Raw genomic sequence first — 21297 nt, forward strand, 5'->3', positions numbered from 1 at the left:
CCCGCGGATTCTAGCCAAGACTGGCGCCCTCCGCTACCAGGGGCGTCAGATGCCAGATATCGGCGTTGTATTCGCGGATGGTACGATCGCTGGAAAAGATCCCGCTCGCCGCCGTATTGCGGATGCTGAACCGCAGCCATTCATCCTGATCGCGCCACAGTCCTGCCACCTCCTGCTGTTTCTGCTTGTAACTGGTGAAGTCGGCGAGCACCATCCAGGGATCATGCGGAGAGAGTACGGCATCCAGCAGGCAATCAAAGAGGCCAAAATCGTAGGGATTGAAATAGCCGCTGCGGATGAGCTGCAAGACGCGCTCCAGATCCTGGTCGGCATCGATGAAGTGCTGCGGCTGATACTGCGCGCGCAGATGGGCGACCTCCTCGGCATTCAGGCCAAAGAGAAAAAAGTGCTCGGCACCTACGGCCTCACGAATTTCGATGTTGGCACCATCCAGGGTACCGATCGTCAATGCCCCGTTCATCATGAATTTCATGTTCCCGGTACCCGACGCCTCCTTGCCAGCGGTGGAAATCTGCTCGGAAAGATCAGTGGCGGTGCAGATCTTTTCCATCAGCGAGACCCGATAATCGGGCAGGAATACCACACGCAACAGCCCATCGGTGTCGGGATCAGCATTGATGGTACGGGCGATCTCGTTGATAAAGCGAATGATGCGCTTAGCCATGAAATATCCCGGCGCCGCCTTGCCGGCAAAGAGCACATTGCGCGGCGTGAATCCTTCTAGATCACCGCGCTTGATGCGATCGTAGAGGTGTACCACATGCAGGGCGTTGAGCAACTGCCGCTTGTACTCGTGGATACGTTTGACCTGGGTATCGAGCAGGGCGCCGGGGATCATGGCCACCCCGGTCTGCTCGCTGATGATGTCAAAGAGTGCCGCTTTGTTGGCGGCGCGGACCTTGGCCCAGCTCTTGCGAAACCGACTGTCATCGGCAAAGGGCGAGAGTGTCTGCAGCCCGGCCAGGTCCTGCTGCCAGTCGCTGCCGATCTTGCCGCTGATCAGCTTGCATAACTCGGGGTTGGCAGACTGCAGCCAGCGGCGCGGGGTGACGCCATTGGTCTTGTTGTTGAAGCGTTCCGGCCAGAGCTGATAGAAGTCGTGAAACAGCTCGCGACACAGAAGCTCGGTGTGCAGGGCGGCAACACCATTGACGGAAAAGCTCCCGACCACCGCCAGGTTGGCCATACGTACCATGGGATCCGGGCCTTCTTCGATCAAGGAGACACGGCTGAGCAGGCCGCTGTCACCGGGGTGGGTGCGCGCCACCTCGCGCAGAAAGCGCGCGTTGATCTCGTAGATGATCTCCAGCACGCGCGGCAGGAGCTGGCGAAAGAGACGCACCGGCCATCGCTCCAACGCTTCGGGGAGTAGGGTATGATTGGTGTAGGCCATGGTGCTGCTGGTGATCTTCCAGGCGGCGTTCCAATCCAATCCGTGTTCGTCGATCAGCAGACGCATGAGTTCGGCCACCGAGATGCTGGGATGGGTGTCGTTGAGCTGGAAGACATGCTGCTCGGCAAAATGGGAGAATTTTTCCCCATGCTTTGCGACCCAGTCAGCTAGGACATCCTGCAGGCTGGCGGAGGCGAGGAAATACTGCTGGCGCAGACGCAATTCCTTGCCGTTTTCGCTGCTGTCGTTAGGGTAGAGCACCATGCTGATATGCTCGGCGGCATTTTTCGCGGCAACTGCCTCGGGATAGGCCCCCGCGTTGAATTCCCCGAGATCGAAGACGTCGGTGGCGGCGGCGCGCCACAGGCGCAGGGTGTTGACGACGTCATTGGCATAGCCAGGGATGGGAATGTCGTAGGGCACGGCCAGGACATCATGGGTATCTACCCAACGAAAGCGATTTTTGCCGGCAGCGTCGATATAGACTTCGCTGTGCCCGCCGTAGGGGATGCGACGTACCCGCTCCGGACGCTTGATTTCCCAGGGGTAGCCATTTTTGAGCCAATGGTCAGGTTCTTCGACCTGCTCGCCGTGGTGAATTTCTTGGCGGAACATGCCATAAGCGTAGCGGATGCCATAGCCCGTAACCGGTAGAGCGAGACTTGCGCAACTGTCGAGAAAGCAGGCAGCCAAGCGGCCAAGACCGCCATTACCGAGGCCGGCATCGGCCTCTTTTTCGGCCAGCTCGGCCAATTCCCAACCTTGGGAGGCCAAGGCCGTTTCGGCAGCCTCTTCGAGTCCAAGGTTGAGTAGGGTATTGTTCAGACTGCGCCCGAGCAGGAATTCCAGGGACAGGTAAAACGCCCGTTTCCCGCGCATTTCGGTGCGCCGTTCTTCGCTTTGGTTCCAGCGCTCTACCAAGCGATCGCGCAAGGCCATGCCCAGAGCGGTGTAGACGCTACGCGCAATCTTGTCGGTAGCGGCTTCGGCGACGGGAACCCCCAGGCTGCGGAAGAGATAGTGTTGGCTGTCCTGACAAAGGGTCTCGGCATTCATGCCTAGGGGAGGGAGGGTACATTCGGCGCTCTTGCTGCGTTTGCGTATCACGACGGACTCCTTCTTCGCTGCAGGACTCGAGGTCAGCATAGAACCTTTTTATGGCCTTGAGAAGTGTCCGCAAGGTGCATATATGCAGACACCTGCCAACTGGATATGCGCAGGACGCTGGCTGGCGTCGCGCAGATTAGCGGTGCCCTTCCAACCACGCTTTGTAAATAGGAAAAATTTTTCAAAACGCTACCTCAGCAAGGCTGCGTCAGTACATAGATTGCGTGACCATGCGTACCCGCAGGGCTGTGCAAACGCGACTGATCGTCTCGAAGCGCGGCTCACTTCGCAATCCCCAGGAACACAGCCAGACAACGCTCGACCTCCACCAGAGTATTCGCATCGATGTGTCCAAAAGCAGGTCCCACCTTATCGCGTTTGATGGTCATGGCCTTGTTCACCATGACTTGTGATGGTTTCTGCAAACCATTTTCCGTGCCCGGTTGAACGGTGATGCGAAGCAATGGCGCGTCAATAAGAGTGCTGGTGATTGGCAGCACGGTGATGCTGCCCAGGTCCCTGAACTGATTACTTTGAATGACCAGCGCGGGCCGTGGTTTGCCAAAGTCACCTTGCATGGCGATGGTCACAAGGTCTCCGCGTATCACTCCTCCGGCCAGCCATCAGCCAGGGCTTCATCCATGAACTGCTGCATGGCGGTGTCGGCACTATCGGCCTGGGCCACAATCAGGCATTGGCGACGGCACTCTTCCGCGAAGTCCGGGCGGCGCGTGTCAGGCACCCAAATCTGCACCGGACGAAGCCCTTCCCTGCGCAGAGCTTCACGGTGCTTTTGTACCCGCTGATTGACGTGCGCCATCGCCAAGCCTCCCTAGAGAACCATGCGACATCCTACCCACTCCATACGGTTACATGCAACAAGTCGTGAGAGACGTGTCGATCGGGAGAATAGCTATTCCGTTGGACGTGGAGATTGGGGACTTGAGGCCGTTGCTAGAGGTCAATACCCGGCCACTGGAAGCCGAAGAGGACATTACGCCTTGGGGCTAACACGGGTCTTTGGCAAGCTTGCCTTTTGCCGATTTCCTCGCCATGGTAGCCGCTCCGGAAAGCGGTGACGCAGGAGCAGGTAAACTATGGCAAAAAGCTTGGCAGACTTTATCCGTGAGGCGCGGGCACAAATCTCTGAAGTCGATTGTGATGTGGTCGAGGAATGGCTGGACGCCGGTGAAGACGTGTTGATCGTCGATGTGCGGGAGGCAGAGGATTTTCATCGGGCGCGATTGCCTGGGGCCCATCACGTCCCGCGCGGTCACTTGGAAGCGTTGGCAGACCTCGAGTATGGCAAGGCCCACCCGGAGCTGTCGCGGGCGCGGGAACGCCGAGTCTTGCTCTACTGCGACAGCGGCACCCGTTCTGCCTTTGCCGCCGTTACCCTGGCGCAGATGGGCTTCGCCCGGGTCTACAGCCTCACCGGCGGCATGGTCGTCTGGGAAGCCGAGGATAAGCCCATCGAAAGCTGATTCAGGCAGGTAAGGCCTCGCCAAAACTGTCCTGATAACGCTGTACGAACTCGTTGTGTGTGAAGCGATGGTTCTGGGTGCCCGCAACCTCGATCTTGTAGGAGCCCATAAGCGACGCGATGCGGCCACAGGTTGCCCACGGCAAATCGTGCTCCAGGCCATAGAGCAGGCCGGCACGATAGGCATCACCGCAGCCGGTGGGATCGACGACGGCGCTGGCCTTGGCCGCTGGAATCCGGATCTCTTCCTCGCCCTGATAAATAGTCGAACCCTTCTCGCCCTGGGTGACGATCAAAGCCTTAAGCTTGCTGCGGAGGGTTGCCAAGTCCCAACCCGTGCGCGACTGGATCATGCCGCACTCGTAATCGTTGACGCTGAGATAATCGGCCTCGCTGATCATCTGGCGTAGGGTGTCGCCATCGAAGAGGGGCAGGGCCTGGCCGGGATCGAAGATGGTCTGCACCCCGGCGCTCCGCAGGTCGTGCAGGTGTTGCACCATGGCATCGAGTCCATCGGGGGCGACGATGCCCCAGCGGCTTCCCGCTGGAATCTGCCCGGCGAGACGATTCTTGCCCGCCTGCATCATCGCTCCAGGGTGAAAGGCAGTGATCTGGTTGTCATCGAGGTCGGTGGTGATGAAGGCTTGTGCGGTATATTGATCGCGGAGAACCGCAATATGGCTGCTGGCAATGTGCAGATGCTGCAGGTGCTCCGCGTAGGGGCCGAAGTCCTGGCCAACGGTACCGACGATCAGCGGCTCGCCGCCGAGAAGCTTGAGGTTGTAGGCGATGTTGCCGGCGCAGCCGCCAAAGTCCCGGCGCATCTCGGGTACGGTGAAGGAGACGTTCAGCATGTGCACACGATCGGGCAGGATGTGCTCCTGAAAGCGGTCCTGAAAGACCATGATGGTATCGAAGGCGAGGGAACCGCAAATAAGGGTCGGCATGGAATCTCCTGTTGATTTTTTGCAACGGATACGAGTGGCAATTTGCACGATTGAGGACTACAATGTGGCCATTGTACGACAATGTGGTCATCGGGTGCGAATGATGCGAGCTTTGGGGCTTTTTTCTGGATTGCTGTTTGCTGGGCTGGCAGTGCTGCCGGCCGCGGCAATGGCTGCCCCGGATCAGCCCTATGTCAATCTCTTTGGTGGCAACACGTTCTTCGGGTCGGGCAGCCATTTGGATGGCGGGGGCACGGTAGGTCTGCGTGTCGGGCAGCGTTTGGGGCGGCATTTGGGTATCGAGTGGCAGATCGCGTCGGCCTTTGCGCGACTGCAAGATCAGAGCAAAAGCAACGCGAATCAGTACAGTGGTTCCCTCATTGGCAACTACTATGCCTTTTCCGGAAATTCCTCCCCCTATCTCTCGCTGGGGCTTGGTGCGTCGAGCGATCTGTTTAACCAGCAAGTCGGCCGTGGCACTTCGCTTTTGGGAATCTTTGGGCTGGGCTACGAGCAGCGCCTGGGTGATCATTTCGGTCTGCGTCTTGGCGTGCAGGATCAAGTCCTCTTCGACACCCCGCGTGCGCAGGGGGGTGCCCTGAACAATGTCCAGGTGACGGGTGGCATTTCCTACTTCTGGGGGGGCAGCGAGGACAAGCGCGCCTTCCCCATTATCGCACCGACACAATCGGGGTCTTGAGGGTTTTTCGCGCTTGCAATGAGCGCCTTTCAGTTTCTTGTGGTCGGACCCTCTGCTATATTTGCCTCACTTTTCTGCGATTGACATCGCCAGCAGCCGAGGAGCCGTCCGCATGTCCAAAACCCATCTCTTCACCTCCGAGTCCGTGTCCGAAGGCCATCCCGATAAAGTTGCAGATCAGATATCCGACGCCATCCTTGATGCGATCCTGGCCCAGGACCCGCGCGGGCGAGTCGCTGCCGAAACGATGATCACCACCGGTTTGATTGTCCTTGCCGGTGAGATCACCACCGCGGCGCAGGTAGACTACGCCGACGTGGCGCGGCAGACGGTGCGCCGGATTGGCTACGATTCCTCCGAGATGGGTTTTGACTGGGCCTCCTGCGCCGTTGTGCAGACTCTCGACAAGCAGTCGCCGGATATTGCTCAGGGTGTCGACGAGGGGGCCGGCCTCGATTTGGATCAGGGGGCGGGCGACCAGGGGCTGATGTTTGGCTTTGCCTGCGACGAAACGGACGTGCTGATGCCCACGCCGATCTATTTCGCGCACCGCCTGACCGAGCGGCAGGCCTTGGTGCGCAAGGATGGCCGCTTGCCCTGGTTGCGCCCCGACGCCAAGAGCCAGGTGACGGTGCGCTATGAGGATGGCCGCCCAGTGGCCATCGATGCGGTGGTTCTCTCCACGCAGCACAGCCCCGATGTGAGTCACACACAGTTGGTGGAGGCGGTGCAGGAGGAAATCATCAAGCCCGTTCTGCCGCCAGAAATGTTGCACAAGGGCACCCAGTATTTCATCAATCCCACCGGTCGCTTTGTGATTGGCGGACCCGTGGGTGACTGCGGTCTGACCGGCCGCAAGATTATCGTCGATACCTACGGCGGGCAGGGAAGTCACGGCGGTGGCGCCTTCTCGGGCAAGGACCCCTCCAAGGTCGATCGCTCCTCCTCCTATGCCGGTCGCTACGTTGCCAAGAATATCGTTGCCGCGGGGCTGGCCAAGCGTTGCGAGGTGCAGGTAGCCTATGCCATCGGTATCTCGCAGCCGGTCAGTTTGATGGTCGATACCTTTGGTACCGGCGTCATTGACGACGATCGTATTGCCGCCATCGTGCGCGAGCATTTCGACCTGCGTCCCAAGGGCATCATCCAGATGCTCGACCTGTTGCGGCCGATCTACAGCAAGACCGCCGCGTATGGGCACTTTGGCCGCGAGGAGCCGGAGTTTACCTGGGAGCGCACCGATCGTGCCGCGGCTTTGCGTGCAGCGGCCGGCCTGAACTGATTTTTTACCTGTGCCGAGGGGCGCTGCAGCCGTCGCGGTCCGGCGGTCAGGCTCGGTGCGGGTCTTTGCTTCAACCGCGCTCGTCTTTCAAAGGAGATAAGTCCCGATGAATGCCGTGTTGCAAGACCAAGCTGATTATAAAGTTGCCGACCTCTCTCTGGCCGACTGGGGTCGCCAGGAAATCCGTATTGCCGAGACGGAAATGCCGGCTTTACTGCGGATCCGCGAGAAGTATCGCGCGGAACAACCCCTCAAGGGCGCGCGCATTGCCGGCTGTATCCATATGACCATCCAGACTGCTGTCCTCATCGAGACCCTGGTGGCTCTGGGGGCGGAGGTGCGCTGGTCTTCCTGTAATATCTTCTCTACCCAGGACCAGGCGGCGGCGGCCATTGCCGCGGCCGGGATCCCGGTTTTTGCTTGGAAAGGCGAGACCGAAGAAGAATACTGGTGGTGTGTGGAGCAGACCATCACCGGCCCGGGGGGCTGGAAGCCGAACATGATCCTCGACGATGGTGGTGACCTGACCGGCCTCCTGCATGAAAAGCGTCCGGAACTATTGAGCGAAATCCACGGAGTTTCGGAAGAGACCACCACCGGCGTCCATCGTCTCTGGGAAATGCTCAAAGAGGGCAGCCTCAAGATCCCGGCCATCAACGTCAACGATTCCGTAACCAAAAGCAAGAACGACAACAAATATGGCTGTCGTCACTCGCTGAATGACGCCATCAAGCGTGCCACGGATCACTTGTTGTCCGGCAAGCGCGCCCTGGTGCTGGGCTATGGTGATGTTGGCAAGGGTTCCGCTGCTTCCTTGCGTCAGGAAGGAATGATCGTGCGGGTGACGGAAGTCGACCCGATCTGCGCCATGCAGGCATGCATGGATGGCTACGAAGTGGTTTCCCCCTACCGGGATGGAGTGGATGACGGTTCCGACGCCTGCGTCAATCGAGATCTGCTCGCGCAGACCGACCTGCTGGTTACCGCTACGGGCAACTTCAACGTCTGCAATAGTCGCATGCTGGCGGCACTGAAGAATGGCGCGGTGGTCTGCAACATTGGCCATTTCGACAATGAGATCGATACCGCCTACATGCGCAAGACCTGGGCCTGGGAAGAAGTGAAACCGCAGGTGCACAAGGTCTATCGCGATGTCGCCAGTGGCAGCAAGGCCAACCCTGATAGTCATGACTACCTGATTCTTCTCTCCGAGGGTCGTCTGGTGAATCTGGGCAACGCTACGGGTCACCCCAGTCGCATCATGGACGGTTCCTTTGCCAACCAAGTACTCGCGCAGATCCACCTGTATCAGGCAGGCTTCGCCAAGTTGTCGGCTGCGGAAAAGGCCAAGGCGATTCGGGTGGATGTGCTGCCCAAGCAGCTCGACGAGGAAGTAGCACGCTACATGGTCGAGGGCTTTGCCGGAGTGATCACGCAGTTGACCACAGAGCAGGCGAACTACTTGGGCGTGCCGGTGGATGGCCCGTTCAAGAACGACGCCTACCGCTACTGATGAAGACGCCGGAAATCTCGGTGGAGTTTTTTCCACCGAAGAATTCGGCGGGCGAAGAGCGCTTACGCGAGAGCATGGCCGCCCTGGCGGCCTTGCACCCAGCCTATGCCTCGGTTACCTATGGCGCGGGCGGCTCCACGCAGGAGCGTACCCTCGCCACGGTGCGTCTCATTCAGGGGCAGAATGGCTATGAGGCAGTGCCGCATCTCACCTGCATCGGTTCTACCGAGGCGGGGATTCGGGAGCTCTTGCAGCGCTACCGGGACTGGGGGGTGCGGCGGATTGTCGCCCTGCGCGGTGACCTGCCGGAAGGGATGGAAAATCCGGGATTCTTCCGTCATGCCAGCGATCTGGTCGCTTTCATCCGCGACTTCGGTGGCTTCGAGATTTTCGCTTCGGCCTATCCCGAGGTCCATCCACAGGCGCAGCATGCGCGTGCGGATCTGGATTATCTTGTCGCTAAGACCGAAGCTGGGGTGGACGCGCTGATCACCCAGTATTTTTATAACCCCGATGCCTATCTGCAGCTCCGTGACCAGCTGGAGCGGCGCGGAGTGACCGTGCCGATTCTGATCGGGGTGATGCCCATCCATAATTTTGAGCAAATTGCCCGTTTTTCTGCCCAGTGTGGGGCAGAGATTCCGCGCTACTTGCGCCTGCTGCTGGAAGCCTACGCCGATGAACCGGAGGCGCAGCGCGAAGTGGCTGCCGAGGTGGTCGCGCGCCAGTGCAATCTCCTGCTGCGAGAGGGGGCCCCGGGGTTGCACTTTTATACCTTGAACCAGGCGGAGGCTACGCTCGCCATCGCGCAACGTCTGGATATTTGAGCGATTCCACTGCGCTGATATACACTCTTGGCTAATTTGTCGCGCCCGCTGCGCGCTACCCTTTTCTTTGCCTATCAAGGAGCAGTTCCATGTCGAAAAAACATCCTGTCATTGCGGTGACCGGGTCCTCGGGTGCGGGTACTACGACCGTCAAACATGCTTTTCACGATGTCTTCCACCGCCTGGATGTCAACCCGGTAGTGATCGAAGGCGATAGCTTCCACCGCTATAATCGTGTCGAAATGCGCGAAGCGATTGCCAAAGCCGCTGCCGAAGGCAAGACCATCAGCCATTTTGGCCCGGAAGGCAATGATTTTGGCTCCTTGGAGGCGCTCTTCCGCCAATATGGCGAGACCGGCACCGGCAAGATGCGCTACTACGTGCACGACGATGCCGAGGCCGAGCTGCGCGGCAGTGCCCCGGGCACCTTCACGCCCTGGCAGGACATTCCGTCCGGCACCGACCTGCTCTTTTATGAGGGGCTGCACGGCGGCGTGAAAACCGAAGAGCACGATGTGGCCAACTATGTCGATCTGCTCGTCGGTGTGGTGCCGGTGGTCAATCTGGAGTGGATCCAGAAGATCCATCGTGACAATGCCCAGCGCGGTTATTCCGCCGAGGCCATTGTCGACACCATCCTGCGGCGCATGCCCGATTACATCCACCACATCACCCCGCAGTTCAGTCGCACGCATATCAACTTTCAGCGGGTACCAATGGTGGATACCTCCAATCCTTTCATCGCTCGCGATATTCCTACGCCCGATGAGAGTATGGTGGTGATCCGCTTCAGCGATCACAAGGAAGAAAACTTTCCGTATCTGCTGCAGATGATTCCTGGCAGCTTCATGTCGCGGAAGAACACCATCGTTATTCCGGGCAATAAGATGGGCTATGCCATGGAGCTGATTCTCGGGCCGCGCATCGAGCGGATGTTGTCGGAGCGCTAAGTTTCGGGCGGGAGTTGAGTCAAGGGGGCCGAGGCTATGTCCTCGGCTTTTTTGCGGGATCGAACTCGATGCGTTCTCTTGCAATTATCACGTAGCTTGCTAATGTGAGGGACACATAAGGGGGACGTATGCGTTTGGATTCTTTCCAGCATCCGCGGATTGCGGCGGTACTTGGGGTCTTGGTGGTACTATGGGTGGGCCTATTGCCTGCACAAGCCGCTTCCCAGCCCAGTGTTGGATTTTACTACGGAGATGGCGCCGCGCCCGCAGCGTTCCACGATTTTGATTGGGTGGTCGTCAATCCCGGAGGCGATCGGCTACCCAGTGCCTTCGATCCGCAGCAAAAAGTCTTTGCCTATGTCAGTATTGGCGAAACGACTCCCGGTGACGATCGCTACGCCCAGCTTCCAGAATCCTGCGTGCTGGGTCGCAATGCCGCTTGGGGCGGTAAAATCATTGATCTCGCGCATGCGCAATGTCGTGATTTTCTCCTACAGAAAGTCATTGATCCCATCTGGGCGGAGGGCTACCGCGGATTTTTCCTGGATACTCTAGATTCCTATGAGGCAGTCACCAAAGGTATGGCACGGAGGGCGCAGGAACAGGGGCTCGTCGATCTGATTCAGGCCATCAAGGCGGCGCATCCACAAGCACAATTGATTGCGAATCGGGGCTTTTCGGTACTGCCCCAGATTCACCAGGATCTGTCTGCCGTGTTGGCAGAGTCGCTGTTCCACGAATGGAATCAATCCACCCAAAGCTATCAGGAAGTGTCGGCAAGCAACCGCGAGGCGCTTGTCACGGAACTGCGCAAAGCACAATCCTATGGTCTGCCGGCTATTGTGATCGACTATCTGCCGACCAAGCTCAATCGTGAAGGCTGGTGGGAGGATGCCGAGAAGATCCGGGCTCTGGGTTTTATCCCCTATGTGACCAATGCCGAGCTGACGGCTGTCGGCGCTGGCTTGCGCGAACCGATGCCACGGCATGTTCTGATCCTGTACAACAGCACCGGCCCAGAAGAGTACAGTGAGGCGTTTGCCAATGGTGCCATGCCTTTGGAGTATCTCGGATATATTCCGGAATTCCGTCGGCTATCCGATGGGTTGCCCAAAGCTCCCTACGCCGGGGAATACGCAGGGGTTGTACTCTGGAGTGATGGCGATCCGGTGACCGATGTTGCTGGTCTCTCGCGTTGGTTACATGGGGTGAAAAAGGTGGGAATACCCATCCTGCTGATGGGAGATTTTCAGGACGATCTCGACGCAGAGTTCTACCAAGCGCTGGAAATGTCCCGCCCGCAGTCTGTCACGGCGAGTTCCGCAGAGGTTGCCAGTGCGGCCAAGGAAATGAACTACGAAATGCCGGTGCAGGCCAGCACCCGGGATTTTCTCGGCGTGAACGCTCCAGCGGGCAGCCAGATTTGGCTGCATGTACGCGATAGCTCGGGCAGCAGCGAAGATGCAGCAGCCATCACCCCGTGGGGCGGTTATGTCTTGTCGCCCTACATCTTGAAGACTCTGCCGAACAAGGATACCCGTTGGTTGATCGATCCTTTTGCGCTCTATCGGGAAGCCTTGCGCCTGCCGCCGATGCCGGTTCCGGATACAACGACCGAAAGTGGACGGCGTCTGTTCATGGCGCATACCGACGGCGACGGCTTTGTCAGCCGAGCACAATTTCCGCCTTACCACATTGCCGGTGAGGTATACATGCACCGGATACTAGAGAAATACAAGTTGCCGTTTACGGGTTCCATCATTGTCGGCGACCTGCTCCCCGGTGACCGTGGCCTGTATCCAGCGCTCGCGCCTCTGGGTACCGAGGTGGCTCGCGAGGTGTTCCGTCTGCCCTATGTGGAAATTGGTTCGCATATGTGGTCGCATCCCTTCAATTGGCCGGCAATTGAAGCCGGGAAAGATTATCCTGGTATCAATCTGCCAGTCCCGGGCTACAAATTCAGTCCCTACATGGAGGCGGTGGGTGCCGCCAAGTGGATTGATAAACACCTCGCGCCACCTGGTAAGCAGGTCGTGATCGATCAGTGGTCGGGGGACTGTGAACCTGATGCGCAGGTGGTGGGCCTTGCGTATGGGGCCGGATTGATGAACATCAATGGTGGGGACAGTTATATCAGCAAAAAGGACCCGAGCATTACTGCGGTTCCACCCATTGGCATCTTCCGCGGTAAATGGTTGCAGGTCTTTGCTCCGGATGCGAATGAGGATTACTTTACCAACCAATGGCATGGACCGTTCTGGGGATATATCAATGTCATCCAGACATTTGAAATGACCAACAAACCCCATCGCTTGAAGCCGATCGACATCTATACCCACTGGTATACGGCGACCAAACTCGCTTCCCTTTCGGCGTTGGAGAAGGTCTATGACTGGGTTCTGACTCAATCCATTACGCCGGTCTATGTCGCTGATTATGCGCATATCGCCAACAATTTCTTCACCATCCACATTGCCCGCGAGGGCGATGGTTTCTGGATTGGTAACGCCACGGACTTACGTGAGCTGCGGATGCCGAAGGGCCTCGGATATCCCAACCTCGCGGCCAGCTCGGGCATTGCGGGATACAACGATACGCCGAACGATGCCTACTATGTGCACATGGATGGCCAGAACTCTGTGCTTTTGGGGCTGCAATCCACTGCTCCGAAGATACCGTACATCAGGAGCGCCAACGCGCCCATCAGCGCGTATCAGGAAAATGCCAACGGCTTTACCGCGCAGCTCGATGGTTTCGTGCCGGTACAGCTCCAGCTCGCCAATATACAGAGTTGTTCGGTAAGGCTGAACGGCAAGGCAGTAGCAAGCTCCGAGCAGATCCAGAGCAATTCGCAGCGTGTGCGCGTCGATGTCCACTGCCCGCCAAGCTGATCAGGCTGGCGGTCGGGCGCATCTGCTCCGCCCGGCGAGCCTGCTGCTCTTCGTCGCGATCGTGCTGGCGGTGATCGCCGGTGTCGCTTGGCAGTATGGTTGGCATGGTCATTTGTTTTTTCAGGAGAGCGCTGCCGATGCGCGGGCGCATCTGGAGAGTGCGGAACTGATGTTGCGCAGTGGTCAGTATAGTGCGGCGCAAAAGCAAATCGCTCCCGTATTGCGTTATCCCGACGGCCCTTTGTACCGTCAGGCGCGTCTGCTGCAATGGCGGATTGCCAAAACGCAAGCGCTCGCCATCCCCGCAGAGTCCCCGAGACGTCAGGCGGCGATGCGGGACTTGCGGCCGCAGTTAGCGGCGTTGTATGCACTGGGTGCCTGGTCGCTTGGCCAATGGCAAGCATTCGCGCGGGACGCCTTCGCTCTGGGTGCCTATGACCTCAGCGCACAGGCGTGGCTGGCGGCCGCCACAGTAGACCCGCAAGAGCGGGAGGCCGATCAGCTTGCTGCAGCACATGCCTGGGCAGCGGGTAATCAGCCGGCCAAAGCTGGGGCGCTCCTTTTGCAGCTTGCGGCACAGAGTCATGACAGCGAACGCGCGAAGCATTGGTTCTTGCAGGGGATACGATGGGTAGAAGGTGGAAAAGGTGCAGAAGCCGCCCTGCAGGTAGCGCAATCGACTTTACAGAAATTGCCCCAGCTATGGCAGGACCATGAGGTGGTGCTCGCCATGGCGGAGCTTGCTCTGTCTGCTGATCGCCCACAGCTGGCCGCACAGTGGCTGCATCGCGAATTGCTGCGCAATGTCCCCAGCGAGAAGAGGTCATGAAGATTCGCACCCTCACGATCAGCTTCGTTCTAGTATGGTGCGCAATGCCAGCGCTCGCCGCTTCGATGCCCTCGGATTGGTGGAAGGCTCCCGGTAGCCTGGCTTCTGACGACGCAGAATGGCGGGCGAAATATCTGCGGCAAAAAGAGGATGCAAATGCCTTTGCCGCGGATTTACAGGCCAGCCAAAAATCGGGCAAGGGGATGAGTTACCTGGACCAGGGCGGTGTATCACCATCCTGGTACCGTCCACCCTTGGAAGTGCAGCCCTATCCAGCGAAATATTCGCAAAAGCTTTACGATCTGGCCTACAGTGCCTTTTTGCAAAGCCATGATCTTGGAGAGGCATATCGGCTGGCCTTTACGGCCGTCCAGCAACGGCCAGACGACCGGGTGTGGCGGCAGCGGTTGATCGAGGTTGCGGGCTGGTTAGGTCAGCGCGAAGAGGTATTGCGCCAACAGCATTGGTTGGCGGAGCATGGCGATGCGGCTGCACAGGGAGAAGCCATTTCCTTGGCGCTTACCCTGGAGCGGCCAGATATCGTCATCAGCATGCTGGCACCGGCGGCGCGCAGTCGACCGCTCAGTGACGCAGAGTGGAAGTCCCTGATCTATGCATATGGGCAGCTTGGTGAACCAGACCGTGCGTTGCAGGCCCTTGATTCTGCGCTTCAACGTTTCGGCCCGCGTCGCTATCTGCTGAATCAGAAGGCGTATCTCAGTTATCAGATGGGTGACATCGAAGCGAGCCTGCACGCCTTGCAGCGCAGTGCAGGGCAGTATGGTTCCGCTCCCTCGATAGCGATCGAAGAAGCGCGTCTGTTATCTATGCAGGGCAATTATCGTCTGGCCTTTGCTGCGCTGGAGCGCGTTCGTGGGCAAGCGACCCTGGAAGATGTTCCGTTTTGGCAACTGTATGCCGTTCTCGCCTGGGAGTTGCATGATCATGATGCCGCATTGCAGGCAGAAAAGACGCTTTATCTTCTGGGCGCTGCCAGTCAATATGATTTGCAACGTTTGGTGCGATTGACTGGTGACGAACAACCCGAGGCGGCTCTGGCGGTGGCCATGCTCGGATGGCGCAAATACCATCTGCCGATTTTTTATTTCGAGGGGTTGTATTATGCCGCTGCGGCCAAACACTGGCAGACTTTGGGGCAGCTCCTGCAAGAGGTGGCAAATTCCGACCCTGATGGTTTGCGGAATTTTCCCGCCTACTGGCTGGCGATGGGGCAATGGGCCAATGCGCGTCTTGACTACCATCTTGCCGGATATGCCTATGCCCAGGCCCTTCGACTGAACCCCGATGATACTGTCGCTAAAAACAATTTGCTGTGGATGCTTATCGACAGCGGCCAACTACGCCTGTTGCGCGCAGTCCTGGTGGGGGATACGGCCCAACCGGCACCCGCCCTGCGCGATGCTGTGCGTAATGCCCTGGAGCGTCTGAATCTGAACCGGCAGGCCCTATATTTACCCACAGACGCTGCGGCGCCCAGCGCGCGGGCGCTACGTTTACTCAACGAGGCATCGCTCTGGGAGAGCACTGGTCAGACCGGACTAGCCTGGAGCTTGCGTCGTCAAGCGGCCTGGCAAAGTGCTAAGGAGTTACGCGCTACGGATGGGGGTGATCGGTGAGACATAAGGGGCTGGGCGTTTTGGCGTTGCTGACGGCAAGCTCTTTTCTGTATCCAACCTTGGCTCGCGCGAACGGCGAGAAGGCTACCTCGTCCCAGCCCGCTGGTCATGCTGTTCCTATCCCCAAGCCGACACCTGAGGAAGATTTTGCGCAAGACCCTTTGCGAACTCTTGCCGATTCGTTGGCCTCAGCGCCCGCCGGCGGCAATGTGACGCGCGATGTGTTGTTTGCCGCGGCACGCCGGGGCGACTTTCTGCCCGCTATATCCTGGAGCCTGGCGCACGGATACTGGGGCCTCGCGCAACTGTTGGTCGCCAAGAACCCGCAACCGACGCCGCGTTGGGTGCAATTGAGCTTGGCGTTGCATGCCCACGATACGCCCGCCCTGGCGCGTCTCTTGCGGCACCCGCAGGGTCTACCGGTGCGCGACCGAATGCAGGCGCAGATGGAGCTGGGGCGCTACCGGCAAGCGCGGCAGGATGCATTGTCGGCTATGCAGATCGATCCGTTTGATCGCCTTCTACGCCGCCAATACCTGGAGGCCGTGCGGGAAAGTGCCACTTACGTTGACCTAGCAGGCCATTGGCAAAGTTTCAATGGCCTCAGCCTCTATGGACCGCGGCTACGTGGACGTATCGCCTGGAATGACCGTTGGAGCCTAGTGTTCGACGCCGATGCCCTGGCCCAATCTGCGTCTGCGGCCTCTCAGTTGCTGCGTGTACCCTCGTGGAGTAGCCGCGATCTGGTCGGTATCCGCTGGCAGGATCCGCGTTGGCAGATAGAGGGCTTGTTGGGAAGCTATCAAGCCGAGCGCAACACTGTGAGTGGGCGTATTTCGCTTGCCTGGCAAGCTACTGACAGCGGCGAATTCTCGGCAAACTTCGACTATCATGATCGTAGCTTGCAAAGCCCTGCTCTCGCAGCGGCAGGCATGGTCAACCGCGTTGATCTGCAGTGGGCGCAGCGCTTCGGCTCTTGGCTGGGCAATATCGGCGGGGGATGGCGGCAATATCAGGGACAAGACGGGGATGCGCTGGGCAGCGATCGTTTCGCTGAGGTCTCCTTATTGTGGCGTCATGATCTCGGCCCTTGGGAGCTCCAGGTCGGACCCTTCGCGGATTATCACGATCTTTCCCGCGTCAGCCAGTTGCAAGGGGTACTCGCGTCCGCGTTGCAGCCGGATGCCCGTACCCCGGATCTTGTATTGCCCGGTAGTTATGCCGATATCGGCATGCGAGTGCAGTGGGGAACCTGGGAGCGGGCCGTGGCCAGCGATTGGACCCCGTACCTAGCTCTGAATGTGTACCAAAATACCCGCTTTGGCCCGCAATATCAGCTTGATGCAGGTTTGAGTACCTCGGTTTTTGGGCCAGATCGATTGCGTATTGGTTTCGCTCAAGGGCAGGGAGGAAATGGCTTAGCTTTGAACCAGCGCGTAGTGCGTCTCGGGTATCGTTTTTATTTTTAAGAATCGAAGAGGGGGAAAATCAAGATGAATTGGCGCGCAGTGGTCGTTTCTGTAGGGCTGATAGCTTCGCTTGGTGGTTGTGCCGGCATGAATGTGCAAACTGCCGGCCCGCTCGCGGATAACAAGGGATCCACCTGGGCAGTGTTGCCCTTTGCCAATAACACCGAGACGCCGATGGCCAATGCCCGTGCGGCGGCGATCGCTGCAGGTACCTTGCAGAGTGAGGGGCGTCCGGTACTCGGGAATCTACCGATCAATACCCGTACCGAAGCCCTTCTTGGTGGCGACTGGAAGCGGGAATATGCGGACGCGTTGCGTCAGGCGCGTGCCGATGGAGCTCGCTATGCCCTCGCGGGAAGTGTCGATGAATGGGATTATCGTGCGGGGATCAATGCCGAACCGGAAGTGGCCATGACGCTGTGGGTAGTCGATGTTGCCAACGATAAAGTGGTTTGGAGTGGGGTGGGGAGTGCCCATGGCGGAAGCCTGGGACGTGGCGGCACGGGAGGAGTTGCGCAACGCCTGATCCAGCGTCTCCTCAATCGCGCGCTACACTAGCATCATGGGTATGTTGACGGCGCTGCCACGACGGAGCGAGGGCTGGCTCGAGGCAATTCTGTTGCCGATCGGTGCATTATTGCTCAGTAATTTTCTGCGTCCCCACGATCCCCTGTTGTTCACCCAGGGATTTCCTTGGTTGATGCTGATTCCCTTGCTTATCGCGTTGCGTTACGCGTTCCTGCCGGCACTGGCTTCCATGATGATCCTGGCAAGTAATTTTCTCTGGCATCCCTATCCGCTGGGAGTCAGCCTGGAGCTGGCTGCCGGTACGTTGTTGGTGGTCCTCATTGCCGCGGAGTTCAGTGCGTACTGGTTTCGGCGTGAGACCGGACGTGCGCTCGAGGAAGAAATTACCGCGACCCGGTTACGCCAGCTCGCCGATGATCTCTACGTCACCAGAATCTCCCTCGATCGCCTGGAGCAAAGTCTGCTCTACAAACCCGTCTCGGTGCGTAGTGCCCTAGAAGATCTGCGACGTAGTCTCATTGCCAATCGAGGTATCCTGAACCAGGAGATCGTGTCCCGAGTCTTGTATTTTCTGAATCAGCTTGCCGGGCTCCAGGTCGCTGCCTGGTATTCTCGCTCCGGTGCGAATGCGCATCCCGTCTTGCTGGCGAGCTTCGGTGACGTTGCCGCTTTGAATGAGTTGGATCCTGTTTGGTACCACGCCGTTGCCCAAAGTCATAGCCAGAACATTGCAGGCCTTGATTTGGCACAGATTCAGCAATATCTGTCTGTCCATGTCCACCGGGAAGAAGTCGGAGTCGCATATTATCTCGCCATTGAAGAGATGTCTTTTTTTGCTATTAGCAGAGAAAACTTGCAGATCGTAGAAGTTTTATTTCAGTATCTTTGTAACTATTCCAACGCGGTTCAATTTTCACAGCAATTACTGCAACGTTGGTCCGATTGTCCGCCAGAGTTCGCTGTTGATTTTCTGCAACTGCAGCGTTTGGCAAAAATCGTGGTGCATGTGGGATTCTGTGTTCGCTACGTTCTGCGGGATGCCCAGCAAGCGGAGGCGATTGTGCGAAGCATGGAGAACCTGCGTCGCGGATTGGATGTGTTGTGGCTGCATCGCGGTGATAACGGGCTGTATCTGCTGGTACTGCTGCCATTTTCCGGCCAGAGTGCGGTCGAGGGCTACCTGCGGCGAGTGGAAACACAGATCCAGGAAAGCTGCCCAAACGATTGGGAAAAGGTATTTCAACGAAGAGATGCCTTAGAGCTTGATGGCAGAGACGCTGTTGTCCAGATTCGTGCCTTCCTCGAAGAGGGAGATTCGCCGTGACCTTGGTCGCTATCCTCTATTTTTTAATCGCCTTGATGGCATCGTTAGGGGCGAGCATCATTGTACCCCGAGAGAGGGCGTCACAAGGTTGGTTGCCAGCGTGGCTGCTGTTTCTGATGCTCAGCGTTTTTCTCCCATTGCTGGGCGCGGTGCTTGCCCTAATCTATGCGATTGCGCTGCGTTCCGTGCGGCACCGTATTCACGTTGCCGAAGTCGAGCCGATTCTCGTCCCAGCGCCTGCGCGAGATTTTCGCTTGCGCATTTCTGCTGCCTCAGAGGGGGCGGTGGCAGGTCGGCTAGGAGGATCCAGGAATCTTGGTCAGAGGGTGGAAGCGCTTTCCCAGATCGTTTCCTCCCGTTTTGCCGAACAAACCCGTTTGCTTCGCGCCGCGTTACGTGACGAGGCCGAAGAGGTCCGCTTGCTGGCCTACGCAGCCCTCGATCAGCGCGAACAGGAAAATACGGAACTCTTGTTGGATCTGCAGCAGGATATTGAGCACCATTCCAGCCCCCGCTTGCGCCAGCGGCTGCAGGATTATCTAGCCTGGTTGCATTGGAACATCGAACACACAGATTCTCGTGAGCTGGCCGATCCGGTACTGCGCAAAGAGGAAACGAAGCCTGAGCTTGGGCCCGATGATCAAGCTGTGGAACAGGCGCCAGCTATGCTGCGAGGGCTGCGAGCGTTGGAGATGGGCGCTGTAGGCCAGGCGATGGAGCTTTTTCAGCAAGCCGAGCAGGCAAACGTGGCATCAAGTGTGCTGGCACCGTATCGGGCGGCCGCGCTTTATCGGCAACGTGATGTCCGGCGTTTGCAGATGCTTTATAGAAAGCATCCAGAGGTGCTGCTCTCCCCGCGCTACAGTGCGTCCTATCGTTTCTGGTTAGGTCAGAAATGATGATACGTACATCGGCCCAAGCCGTGGATGTCCTACTGATTCTTGAAGGGACTTTTCCCTACGTCCGCGGCGGAGTCTCGTCTTGGGTAAATCGCATGATGCAAGGGTTTCCCGAGTATCGTTTCGGCATCATTTTTTTAGGGAGTGCCCGTGACGAATACACCGCCACGCCTTATGCATTACCGGAGAACGTAGACTATTTTGCGGAATATTTCCTCCATGACAGTAACGAGCTTCCACCGAAAAAGGTTGAATTATGGGCTAAGCGAGCGGATTTGCAGTCGGTTGAAGTTGCTCACGAGCAAATGAAACATTGTATCGCCGGCAAGCAAGAGGGGCTCAATCTTGCCGCTTATGCGAATAACTTTTCGATGAGTCAGCAGACTTTTTTGTATTCCGAAGCGATATGGGAGTATTTCCTCGCGCGTTATGCAGAGATCCCTGACCAGCCCCCCTTCATCGATTATTTTTGGACGATTCGCGGTATGCATGCCCCCCTCTGGGTGATGCAGAAAGCCATGGAAAATGCACCCCAGGCCAAGATCATGCATTGTCCCTCAACCGGCTATGCCGGCTACTTGGGCGCCCTACTCAGCCACCAGCAAGGTCGGCCGTTGCTCATTTCCGAGCATGGCATCTATACCAAGGAGCGCCGTATCGACCTGATGCTGGCCCGCTGGATCCAGGAAGACGAAGAATTCTTGCAGCGCGCCGGGCACATCCATTATCTACGGCAGCTCTGGATCAATTTTTTTGCCCTGCTCGGTAAAATAGCCTACAGCCAAGCCCATAAAATCATCAATCTTTACAGTGGTGTGATTTCGTTGCAGGTTGCCGATGGCGCCAGCCCCGATAAGTTGCAAACGATTCCCAACGGGATTGCGGTAGAGAAATTTGTCTCCTGTCGCCGAGACTATGCCGAGAGGCAGGATATTGTGGCATTGATTGGACGAGTGGTCCCAATCAAGGACATCAAGACTTTTATCCGCGCCGCTGCAGTTGCCCGCGACCAGGGTCGTAGTACCCGTTTCTGGATTGTTGGCCCCACGGAAGAGGACGAGGAGTATTTCGCGGAGTGCATGCTGCTGCTGCGCCATCTTCGGCTGGAAAATCAGGTGGAGTTTTTGGGTTTTCGTGCCGTCACTGAGATACTGCAGGATGTGCGACTCACGGTATTGAGTTCCATTAGCGAGGGGCTGCCACTGTCGGTTCTCGAGAGTTTTGCGGCGGGTGTTCCCGTGGTCAGTACCGATGTAGGCTCCTGTCGGGGACTCATCCTCGGCGCGAACGCAGATCATCCGCGTGCCGCCGGAAAGGTAGTACCTATCGCAGACGCGCAGGCGATGGCGAAAGCAATATACGAGCTCCTGGACAATCCTGCGGAGTGGCGTCGCTGTAGCGAGCAGGCGATCGAACGTGTGGAGAGCCAGTATCGCGAAGAGCAGATGTTTGCAGCGTATCGACAGTTGTACGACCAGTCTCTGAGAAGGAATTGAC

Annotated in this window: 18 protein-coding genes and 1 riboswitch; of the genes, 14 read left to right on the forward strand and 4 right to left on the reverse strand. The window is 58.0% G+C overall.

All coding sequences use genetic code 11. From position 1 onward, the window contains the following. Positions 1 to 10: 10 nt before the first annotated feature. The 3 genes from MQE22_RS01220 to MQE22_RS01230 all read right to left on the reverse strand — a co-directional run bounded on the left by MQE22_RS01220 (position 11) and on the right by MQE22_RS01230 (position 3341). Positions 11 to 2521: a glycogen/starch/alpha-glucan phosphorylase gene (locus MQE22_RS01220; protein ID WP_255789969.1), complete on the reverse strand. Its 2511-nt coding sequence runs from the start codon at positions 2519 to 2521 to the stop codon at positions 11 to 13. A 281-nt stretch (positions 2522 to 2802) separates the two neighbouring features. Next, entirely contained in the window at positions 2803 to 3111 is a 309-nt protein-coding gene (locus MQE22_RS01225; RefSeq protein WP_255789971.1) for a type II toxin-antitoxin system PemK/MazF family toxin, read from the reverse strand. A 14-nt stretch (positions 3112 to 3125) separates the two neighbouring features. Beyond that, entirely contained in the window at positions 3126 to 3341 is a 216-nt protein-coding gene (locus tag MQE22_RS01230) for an antitoxin MazE family protein (protein ID WP_226827342.1), read from the reverse strand. 277 nt (positions 3342 to 3618) lie between these two features. Between MQE22_RS01230 and MQE22_RS01235 the strand changes: the two genes are divergently transcribed. Beyond that, complete coding sequence (locus MQE22_RS01235) at positions 3619 to 4005, forward strand: rhodanese-like domain-containing protein (protein WP_215872638.1); 387 nt, start codon at positions 3619 to 3621, stop codon at positions 4003 to 4005. A gap of 1 nt (position 4006) precedes the next feature. On the opposite strand, the gene MQE22_RS01240 is transcribed toward MQE22_RS01235, so the two are convergent. After that, positions 4007 to 4951 (reverse strand): carbohydrate kinase family protein, encoded by a 945-nt coding sequence (locus tag MQE22_RS01240; RefSeq protein ID WP_215872639.1) that lies wholly within the window; start codon positions 4949 to 4951, stop codon positions 4007 to 4009. A 64-nt stretch (positions 4952 to 5015) separates the two neighbouring features. Between MQE22_RS01240 and MQE22_RS01245 the strand changes: the two genes are divergently transcribed. The 13 genes from MQE22_RS01245 to pelF all read left to right on the forward strand — a co-directional run bounded on the left by MQE22_RS01245 (position 5016) and on the right by pelF (position 21296). After that, on the forward strand, positions 5016 to 5651 hold the full coding sequence (locus tag MQE22_RS01245; RefSeq protein ID WP_255789974.1) for an outer membrane beta-barrel protein: 636 nt from the start codon (positions 5016 to 5018) through the stop codon (positions 5649 to 5651). A 112-nt stretch (positions 5652 to 5763) separates the two neighbouring features. Next, positions 5764 to 6933: a methionine adenosyltransferase gene (metK, locus tag MQE22_RS01250; RefSeq protein ID WP_255789976.1), complete on the forward strand. Its 1170-nt coding sequence runs from the start codon at positions 5764 to 5766 to the stop codon at positions 6931 to 6933. Positions 6934 to 6942: 9 nt separating this feature from the next. Continuing rightward, positions 6943 to 7022, forward strand: a riboswitch (S-adenosyl-L-homocysteine riboswitch). 17 nt (positions 7023 to 7039) lie between these two features. Continuing rightward, positions 7040 to 8446, forward strand: a complete 1407-nt coding sequence (gene ahcY, locus MQE22_RS01255; protein WP_215872642.1) for an adenosylhomocysteinase — start codon at positions 7040 to 7042, stop codon at positions 8444 to 8446. Continuing rightward, positions 8446 to 9273 carry a methylenetetrahydrofolate reductase [NAD(P)H] gene (metF, locus tag MQE22_RS01260; protein WP_215872643.1) on the forward strand — a complete coding sequence of 276 codons (828 nt, stop codon included), beginning with the start codon at positions 8446 to 8448 and terminating at the stop codon, positions 9271 to 9273. The genes ahcY and metF overlap by 1 nt, the downstream gene beginning before the upstream one ends. Positions 9274 to 9362: 89 nt before the next feature. Next, entirely contained in the window at positions 9363 to 10223 is an 861-nt protein-coding gene (locus tag MQE22_RS01265; RefSeq protein WP_215872644.1) for a phosphoribulokinase, read from the forward strand. A gap of 128 nt (positions 10224 to 10351) precedes the next feature. Further along, entirely contained in the window at positions 10352 to 13114 is a 2763-nt protein-coding gene (locus tag MQE22_RS01270) for a bifunctional glycoside hydrolase/polysaccharide deacetylase family protein (RefSeq protein ID WP_215872645.1), read from the forward strand. Beyond that, the gene (locus MQE22_RS01275; RefSeq protein ID WP_215872646.1) at positions 13092 to 13943 is read left to right on the forward strand and encodes a hypothetical protein; all 852 of its coding nucleotides are present in this window, start codon (positions 13092 to 13094) and stop codon (positions 13941 to 13943) included. The genes MQE22_RS01270 and MQE22_RS01275 overlap by 23 nt, the downstream gene beginning before the upstream one ends. A gap of 44 nt (positions 13944 to 13987) precedes the next feature. Beyond that, positions 13988 to 15580 (forward strand): tetratricopeptide repeat protein, encoded by a 1593-nt coding sequence (locus MQE22_RS01280; protein WP_255789979.1) that lies wholly within the window; start codon positions 13988 to 13990, stop codon positions 15578 to 15580. Continuing rightward, entirely contained in the window at positions 15577 to 17049 is a 1473-nt protein-coding gene (locus tag MQE22_RS01285; protein ID WP_255789982.1) for a hypothetical protein, read from the forward strand. Before MQE22_RS01280 ends, MQE22_RS01285 begins: the two co-directional genes overlap by 4 nt. A gap of 24 nt (positions 17050 to 17073) precedes the next feature. Then, the gene (locus MQE22_RS01290; protein WP_215872648.1) at positions 17074 to 17607 is read left to right on the forward strand and encodes a hypothetical protein; all 534 of its coding nucleotides are present in this window, start codon (positions 17074 to 17076) and stop codon (positions 17605 to 17607) included. A gap of 10 nt (positions 17608 to 17617) precedes the next feature. After that, positions 17618 to 18901 carry a PelD GGDEF domain-containing protein gene (locus MQE22_RS01295; RefSeq protein WP_226827350.1) on the forward strand — a complete coding sequence of 428 codons (1284 nt, stop codon included), beginning with the start codon at positions 17618 to 17620 and terminating at the stop codon, positions 18899 to 18901. Continuing rightward, the gene (locus MQE22_RS01300; protein WP_255789986.1) at positions 18898 to 19800 is read left to right on the forward strand and encodes a hypothetical protein; all 903 of its coding nucleotides are present in this window, start codon (positions 18898 to 18900) and stop codon (positions 19798 to 19800) included. The genes MQE22_RS01295 and MQE22_RS01300 overlap by 4 nt, the downstream gene beginning before the upstream one ends. Then, positions 19800 to 21296, forward strand: a complete 1497-nt coding sequence (gene pelF, locus MQE22_RS01305; RefSeq protein WP_215872863.1) for a GT4 family glycosyltransferase PelF — start codon at positions 19800 to 19802, stop codon at positions 21294 to 21296. The genes MQE22_RS01300 and pelF overlap by 1 nt, the downstream gene beginning before the upstream one ends. Position 21297 lies beyond the last annotated feature (1 nt).

The organism is Acidithiobacillus sp. YTS05, assembly GCF_024396695.1.
In the GTDB taxonomy this organism is placed as follows: domain Bacteria; phylum Pseudomonadota; class Gammaproteobacteria; order Acidithiobacillales; family Acidithiobacillaceae; genus Igneacidithiobacillus; species Igneacidithiobacillus copahuensis.